General features: G+C 74.4%; 4 protein-coding genes. All 4 read right to left on the bottom strand.

The window, feature by feature from the left end; translation table 11 throughout:
- Positions 1-1,435 (bottom strand): condensation domain-containing protein (locus tag AB0F10_RS42435; protein ID WP_360639357.1); only part of this gene is annotated, 1,435 nt, incomplete at its 3' end.
- Positions 1,432-6,000, bottom strand: coding sequence for an amino acid adenylation domain-containing protein (locus tag AB0F10_RS42430; RefSeq protein ID WP_360639355.1), 4,569 nt, complete (start codon positions 5,998-6,000; stop codon positions 1,432-1,434). The genes AB0F10_RS42435 and AB0F10_RS42430, both read right to left, overlap by 4 nt.
- The gene (locus tag AB0F10_RS42425; RefSeq protein ID WP_360639352.1) at positions 5,997-7,052 is read right to left on the bottom strand and encodes a MupA/Atu3671 family FMN-dependent luciferase-like monooxygenase; all 1,056 of its coding nucleotides are present in this window, start codon (positions 7,050-7,052) and stop codon (positions 5,997-5,999) included. Before AB0F10_RS42425 ends, AB0F10_RS42430 begins: the two co-directional genes overlap by 4 nt.
- On the bottom strand, positions 7,053-8,085 hold a 1,033-nt coding region (locus AB0F10_RS42420; protein WP_360639349.1), incomplete at its 5' end, for a condensation domain-containing protein.

The raw sequence follows: 8,085 nt of genomic DNA, 5'->3' as shown, positions 1-8,085 counted from the left end.
AGCTGAGGATCCGGTCGCCGGCCTGGACGGCGGGCGCGTCCGGAGTGCGATGCACCTGCCCCCGGAACCGGTCCAGCACGCTGCCGGGCGGAACGGCGCGGGCGGCGCCGTTCCAGGTCCGGAGCACCAGGCGCCGTTCCGGCTCCGGCAGCACCTCCAGCCGGTGTGCCTCGGCGCCCGGATCCGCGGCCAGCAGTTCCAGGGCGTGGGTGAAACGCTCCACGACCAGTTCCGCCTCGGCCGGCGCGAAGCAGTCCGGACGGTGCTGCAGGCGCAGCCACATTCGTGGACCGGGAACGATCGTCAGGGCCAGCGGCAGATGGCTCGCGTCCCGGGTGCTCACCAGGCGCAACCCGTTCCCGTCCGGGGCGCCGGTGCCGCGGGGGAAGTTCTCGAAGGCGACCAGGGTGTCGAACAGGTCGCCCGTCCCGGCCTGCCGCCGGATCTCGGTCAGCCGGGTGCTGTGGTGCGGAAGCAGCAGCAGTTGTTCGTCGCGCAGGCGCACCAGCAGCTGGTCGACCCGTTCCCCCGGCCGCAGCCGGACCCGCACCGGGACGGTGTTCACCAGCAGGCCGACCATGGTGTCGACGCCGGGCAGCTCCGGAGGGCGCCCGGACACCACCGCGCCGAACACCACGTCGGCGGCGCCGGTCATCCGGGCCAGGACGAGCCCCCACGCCGCCTGGACGAGCGTGTTCACCGTCACGCCGGTGTGACGGGCCCGCCGGTGCACCGCCGCGGTCAGCCCGGCCGGAAGCTCCCGCTCGATCGAGCCGGGCAGGACGGCGCCGCGTGGCGGGGCATCGCCAGCCACCCGGGGTGGCTGCGCCAGACCGGCGAGCGCCGCCCGCCACGCCCCGGCCGCCGCCGCACCGTCCTGTTCCTGGAGCCAGGACAGGTAGTCGCGGAAGGGCGGTGCCGGCGGCAGCCCGGCGGCGCGGCCGGCATACAGCGCGGCCAGCTCGCGCACCACGATCGCCATGGACCAGCCGTCCAGAAGCAGGTGGTGGAGGGTCAGGATCAGATCGGCGCCGCCCGGGTCACGGACCAGGGTGCACCGGACCAGCGGCGGGCGGGTGACATCGAACCTGCGGGCCCGGTCGGCCTCGAGGACGGCCTCCAGCCGGGCTGCCGCCTCGGCCGCAGGACACCCCGCGAGATCGACCTCGGCCCAGGGCACCGTCACGCGGTGCGGGACGACCTGCACCGGCCGGTCCAGTCCGTTGTGACGGAAGCAGACCCGCAGGTTGGGGTGTCGTGTCAGCAGCGCGGTCACCGCCGTCCGGAGACGGTCGGCGTCCACCGCGCCGTCCACCCGGAACCGGCACTGGACCAGGTAGACGTCGGGCCCGTCGCTGTCGAGCTGGGCCTGGAAGAAGAGCCCCTCCTGGGCCGGGGTGAGCGGCCAGACATCGGCCAGCCGGCCGGCGGTCACCACTGGGACTCCCCCTCGTCCTCGGCCAGTTCCGCGTCCAAGGCCGCCAGCTGCTCGGAGGTGAGACCGGTCAGCGGGAAACCGGCGCCGGGATCGGGTTGCGCCGCGAGCAGGCCGACCGCGGTGCACCACAGGCCGGCCAGCTCGCGTACCTCGGCGGCGGTGCACGAGCCGGCGGGATAGGACCAGGTCGCCACCAGCCGAAGACCGGCCGGCCCGGCCTCGGTCGCCGCGTCCACCTCGATCAGGTGCGTCAGCGGGACGGCATCCGCCGGGACGGCACCCAGCAGCTCCAGGCGCGTCCCGCCGGCGGTGAGCCGGCCGAGGTAGTTGAGGCGGACGTCGGGTTCGGGAAGGCCAGCCAGCTTCGGCCCCAGATCCGGGTCGAGGTGGCGCAGCAGGCCGTAGCCGAGGCCGCTCAGCGGCACCGCCTCCAGTTGGTCCCGCACCTGGCGCAGGGCCTGGCGGGTCCGCTCGCCGCCTTGCCAGAACTCCTCGGCGCCGGCCGCTTCCGCGTCCAGGCGTAACGGATATTGCGTCGTGAACCAGCCGACGGTGCGGGACACGTCGAGATCCGCGGCGAAGGGTTTCCGGCCGTGGCCCTCCAGGTCGAGCAGCAGGCCGGTGCCGCGGCCCCGCCAGCGCACCGCGGCGGCGAGCAGCGCCGTCACCAGCACCTCCGGCGTCGGCGCCCGCTCGATGGAGCTGGTGAACCTCAGCGTGGCCCGCGGACCGTCGATCGTGCGCTCCGGGGCCAGCCGGGTGTCCGCCCCGGACAATGCCCGCTCCCACAGCGGGAACTCACCGGCGACCTCGGCGGTGTGGTCGCGCAACGCGTGCGCCCAGCGCGGCAGGGAGGTGGTGGGTGCCGGCAGCCGGCCGGGACCGCTGTCCAGCAGCTGCGCGAGTTCCTCGTCCAGCAGGTGCCAGGACAACGCGTCCACCGCCAGGTGGTGCGCGGTGATCAGCAACCGCCCGTCCCGGTGTGGTCCACTGTCGAACCACACCGCGGCCAGCATCCGGCCGGCGGTGGGATCCAGCGTGACCCGGGCCGCCGCCTCGAGCGCCGCGACCCGCGTTTCCGCGTCGTCCAGGCCGGTGGCGTCCACCTCGGTCAGCTCCGGGTCGGCCGCCGCCCGGTCGGCCGGCGGGACCTCCAGTTCCCAGCAGTCCGACGACTCCCGCAGGACCATGCGCAGGGCGCCGTGCCGGCTGGTGAGGACGCGCAGGGCGGCCGCGAGACGTTCGCGGTCGCTGCCCGCGGGCACGTGGATCAGCGCCGACATGGTGAACGTGTCGAGCGGGCCGGCGTGGTCGAGCCACCACCGCATGATCGGCGTCAGCGGGAACCGGCCCACCCCGGGATCGTCGACGATGGATGCTGTCCGGGCCAGTACGGCAAGCGTCGCGGGCGTGCCGGAGGCGAGGACCTCGGCCACTGTCACCTCGAGACCGGCCGCCCGGCACCGCCCGACCAGTTGGATCGCCGTGATGCTGTCGCCACCCAGGCTCAGGAAGCCGTCATCCGCACCGACCTCGGCCACACCCAGCAGCTCGGCGAAGAGGGCGCACAGCAGTTCCTCCCGCGCGGTGGCCGGTTCCCGGACGCCGGCCCGCGGTTCGGCCACCGGGGGCGGCAAGGCGGCCCGGTCGACCTTGCCGTTCGGGGTCACCGGGACCGCGTCCAGCGTGACGAACACGCCCGGCACGAGGTGTCCGGGCAGCGTGGCGACGGCGTGCGCCAGCACCGCCCCGGTCTCCAGCCGTGCCCCGCCGGCCGGCACCAGATAGGCCACCAGCCGGCGCCTCGCGTCGTCCTCGCGGACCACCACCACCGCCCGCGCGACCGCTTCGTGCCGGGTCAGGACCGCCTCGATCTCGCCCGGTTCGATGCGGTAACCGCGCAGGGAGAACTGACCGTCGGTACGCCCCAGGAAGTCGAGCTGGCCGTCCGTCCGCCGGCACACCAGGTCGCCGGTGCGGTACATGCGGGCACCGGCGGCCGGGGCGTACGGATCGGCCACGAACCGCTCCGCCGTCAGATCCGCGCGGCCCAGGTAACCGCGGGCCACGCTGGCGCCACCCACGTACAGCTCGCCGGGCACCCCGTCCGGCACCGGCGACAGGCGGGCGTCGAGCACGTACGCCCGGGTGTTGGCGGTCGGCCGGCCGATCGGTGGTACGCCGGCGGCGGGGTCCAGCGGGTCGCTGAACGTGGTGGCGACCGTGGCCTCGGTCGGGCCGTACCCGTTGAACAGCTTCAGCGTCGCGCCGCTCCAGGCCGCGACCAGCTCCGGTGGGCACACGTCGGCCGCGAGGCACAGGGCCCGCAGATCCGGGAAGTCGCCCGGCGGCACACTCGCGATCACCGCGGGCGGGACGACGGCGCAGGTGATGCGGCGCTGCCGCAGGACGTCACCGAGGGCCTCGCCGGCGAGTGGCCCCCGCGGCGGGAAGACCAGCGTGCCGCCGGAACCGAAGGCCATGCACAGCTCGACCACGGAGATGTCGAAGCTGGGCGAGCCCAGCTGCAGGACGCGGCTGTCCGGGCCGAGGCCGAAGCGGCGAACCACGGTCTCCACGAGGCTGGCCAGGCCGGCACACTCCACCACGACACCCTTTGGCCGTCCGGTCGAACCGGAGGTGTACATGACGTACGCCGCCCGCCGCGGATGCGTCGGCACCGGTGGACCGGGCGGACCGCCGGGGTCCGCGACCGGATCCACCACCAGCCGCGGCACACCGGTCTTCGGGAGGGTGGCGGCGTCCCAGACATCGGTGAGCACGAGCGCCGGCGCCGCGTCGTCCAGGAGGTAGCGGATCCGGTCGGCCGGATAGTCCCGGTCGACGGGCAGATAGGCGCACCCCGCCCGCTGGACCGCCACGATGGCCACCGTCATGGCGAGCGTCCGGCCGAAGGCCAGCGCGACCAGCGGCTGCCCGGCGGCGGTGCACCGGGGCAGCCGGCCGGCCAGCCGGTCGGCCCGGTCGAGCAGCTCGGCATAGCTCAGCGTCGCCTCCGGCGACTCGACGGCGATCGCATCCGGCGTCCGCGCCGCCCACCGGGCCACGAGGTCGGCGAGGGATGCGGGCGGCAGATCAACCGAGGTCGCGTCCGCCTGCACCGCCAGCCGCCGCCGTTCGGCCGCGCTGAGCAGCGCGACACCGCCGACCGGCAGCTCCGGGGCGGCCAGCAGCCCGGCGAGCAGCACCGTGAAGCTCTCCGCCCACCGGCGGACCAGCTCCACCGGATAGACATCGGTCCGCACCTCGAACGAGCCCTCGATGCCGTCCTCGGTCTCCCGGGCGATGCCGACCAGGTCGTGCTCACCCCCGGTATGCACCCGCTGCGGCTCGGCGATCTCCCGGATCGCCCGTACGCTCTCCTGTGCCTGCAGGTACATGAAGACCCACTGGAACAGCGGGGACCGGCCGGGCATCCGCTCCGGGGCGGCCGCACCCACGATCTTCCCCACCGGTACGTCGGCATTGGCCAGGATCTTCGGGAAGTCCGCGGTGAAGCGGCCGAGGATCTCGGTAAAGCTGTCGCCGGGCCGGATCCGCCAGCGTGTCGGCACCGCGTTCATCACGTAACCGATGACCCGTTCCAACCCCTTGGCGGACCGGTTGGCCGTCGGGGTGCCCAGGATGAGATCCGGCCGGCCGCTGAGGCGGTGGGCCAGGACCGCGAACGCCGTCATCAGCACGCCGTAGACCGTGGCGCCCCGGGCCCGGGCGATGGCGCGTACGGCTTCCTGGAGGTCCGCACCGAGCCGGAAGGGTACCTGCGCGATGTCGGGCCGGGCGGTGGCCGTCCGGAGCTCCCGCCCGACGGTCAGCGGTGCCGGGGGCTGCGCCAGGTATCCCCGCCAGAACGCGAGCTGGGCGTCGAACACGCCGGCCTCCGCCAGCTCCCGCTGCCAGGCGGCGAAGTCGGCGTACTGGATCTCGGGCCGCCGGTGCCGCGGCACCTCCCGGCTGCGGACCGCCTGGTACGCCTCCGCGAACTCGGCGTGCAGGACGTCGAACGACCACCAGTCCGTGGCGATGTGGTGCACGGCCAGGACCAGCGTGGACCGGGTGTCGTCGACGGTGATGAACCGCCCCTGGATGAGCGGGTCGCCGCTCAGGTCGAAGGGCCGGCGGGAGAATTCCGCAAGGGCCTCGTCCACGGTGGTGCCGGTGCCGCGCAGATCGACCAGCTCCAGCCGGAACGGGCCGGCAGGCGGGAACTCGACGCGGGGCTCACCGCCGTCCTCGACGATTCGCATCCGCAGCGTGTCGTGGCGGTCCTGGACGATGGTCAGCGCCTGCTCCAGCTCCGCCACCGCGACCGGACGGTCGAAACGATAGGAACAGCAGAGGTTCAGCGTGGCGGTGCCCGGATACAGCGACTCGTGGACCCACAGGTCCTCCTGGGCGGGGCTGAGTCGCACCGGTCCGTCACCGCGTTTCGGCACGACGGCCGGGATCTCCCCGACGCGGTTCAGCTCTACCAGCCGGCGCAGCAGCTTGACCCGCTGCCCGGCACTCAGCGCCGCGTATCTATCGGCTGTGCTGCTCATGCCGGAAGGTCCTTTCGCAACTCGGCGAGCCGGCGCAGGCCGGCGAGGATGTCGGCCCGGTCCAGCCCGAAGTCGACGAAGCAGGCGACCTCGTCGCAGCCCAGCTCGGCCAGGTCGCACAGCGCGTCGCGGCACCGGGCGGCGGAGCCGACGACGCTGCCCCAGCGCAGGTAGCGCCGCATCGCGTACTCGGCCAGGGACTCCACCTGCCGGGCCGAGAGCACCCCCGCCCGGCCGTCCCGGTCGGGGACAGCGGCCAGCTGGGCGACGTGCGAGGTGAGATAGGTCCGCAGGGGTGCACGCACCCGGCGTACCGCCTCGGCGTCGTCCGCGCCCACGTACGTGTGGGCCATCAGGGTCACGATGCCGTCGGGCGCCGCACCGCGCTGGTCCGGCGCGGCCCGGTACGCCTCGCGGTACCGCCGGATCTTGTCGACGAGGTCCACCCGGCTCTGACCGATGGTGGCCCCCAGGACGTTCGTCCGCAGCCGCCCGGCGTCCTCCCAGGTCGCCGGGTTGCCCGAGGAGGTCAGCCACAGCGGCAGCCGGGGTGAGACGGGGCGCGGCTGCGGCAGCACCGCCACGCGCCGTCCGGTGCCGTCCGGCAGCTCGACCGGTTCACCAGCCCAGAGGTCGCGCAACAGGGTGATGCCGTCCAGGGCCTCCTGCCGGCGGCCGGCGAAGCGATCTGGTGCGAGGACGAAGTCGGTGGAGTGCCAGCCGGTGGCCACCGAGAGGCCGGCCCGGCCCCGGGAGAGGTTGTCGACGACGGCCCAGTCCTCGGCCACCCGCAGCGGATGGTGCAGGGGCAGCACGACGCTGCCGGCCCGGATCGCGATCTGCCGGGTCGTGACGGCTAGCGCCGCGGACAGCACCGCCGGGCTCGGAAAGACCTGGCCCACGTGCTGGAAGTGCCGCTCCGGCGTCCAGACCGCGGTGAAGCCGAGGTCGTCGGCGGCCCGGGTGATGGCGAGGATATCGTCATACGTGGCCAGGTGGCTGGTCGCGTCGCGGTCGCCGTCGGCACCGAAGAACATCACGGTCAGGTCCATTCAGTGACCCACTCCTCCGGTCGACGCGGGCGTGCTCGCGGGACGGGCCGCCCGGGGGACGCGGGGAATCGGCGGCCGCACCGCAGCGGGTGCCTCGGCAACGGCCGCCGCAAGTTCCGCCACGGTCGGCGTGGCGATGATCTGGGCCCCCGTGACCAGGAGCCGCTCGGTGGTGGCGATCCGCGCGGCGGTCCGGACCGCACGCAGCGAGTTGCCGCCCAGGGCGAAGAAGTCGTCATGCACGCCGACCCGGTCGACACCGAGCGCCCGGGCCCAGATCACGGCCAGCCGCCGTTCGAGGTCGGTGCGCGGTGCCACGTATGCGGACCGCACCGGCTCGCCGGGCCCGGCCGGTGCCGCCGGCGGCCGTGTGGCGGCCGGTCGCCAGCCGGGCGGCAGCTCGGGCAGGCCGGCGAGCGCGGCGATATGCTCGCCGGGGTCACGCAGCACCGCGTCGAGGACCGCCGGCAGGGCGTCCGCGAGCCAGACCGGCACCGCGTCGTCGAACACCCCGGCCTGATACTCGAAGGTCACGGTCAGGCCGGCGGGCCGGCCGCCCGGGTGGTAGTCGTCGGTGACGTCGACCAGGAGCTCGAACCGCGCCGCCCCGGGACGCAGCACGATCGCCTCCGCCGGCCCGTCCGGGAGGACGAGTTCCGCACGGGCGTTGCTCTGCAGCGCCAGCACCACGTCCACCAGCGGATGCCGGCCCGGCCACCGGTGCGGGCCCAGCTCCTCGACCACCTGCTCGAACGGCACCTCCTGGTGGGCGAAGGCGTCCAGGTCGGTGTCCCGGACCCGCGCCAGCAGCTCGCGGAACGACGGGTCCCCGGTCAGGTCGGTGCGCAGGACCAGCATGTTGACGAAGAATCCGACGAGGTCCTCGCTCGCCTCGCCGCTGCGGCCGGCCACCGGCGCCCCGATCGGGATGTCGTCGCCCGCGCCCGCCCGGCCGAGCACCGTGGCCAGGGCCGCGTGCAGCACCATGAAGAGCGACACCCGGTGCTCGCGGGCCAGCCGGGCGAGCCCGGCG

Origin of the sequence: Actinoplanes sp. NPDC026623 (assembly GCF_040638275.1) — a bacterium.
GTDB lineage: Bacteria > Actinomycetota > Actinomycetes > Mycobacteriales > Micromonosporaceae > Actinoplanes.
The sequence above is the reverse complement of the archived record's forward strand: the minus strand, read 5'-3'. Positions and strand labels throughout refer to the sequence as shown.

What these genes read in the sequence shown, in the direction of transcription:
- AB0F10_RS42430 (WP_360639355.1), bottom strand. Translation starts at nt 6,000, where the DNA reads ATGAGCAGCACAGCCGATAGATACGCGGCGCTGAGTGCCGGGCAGCGG.
- AB0F10_RS42425 (WP_360639352.1), bottom strand. Translation starts at nt 7,052, where the DNA reads ATGGACCTGACCGTGATGTTCTTCGGTGCCGACGGCGACCGCGACGCG.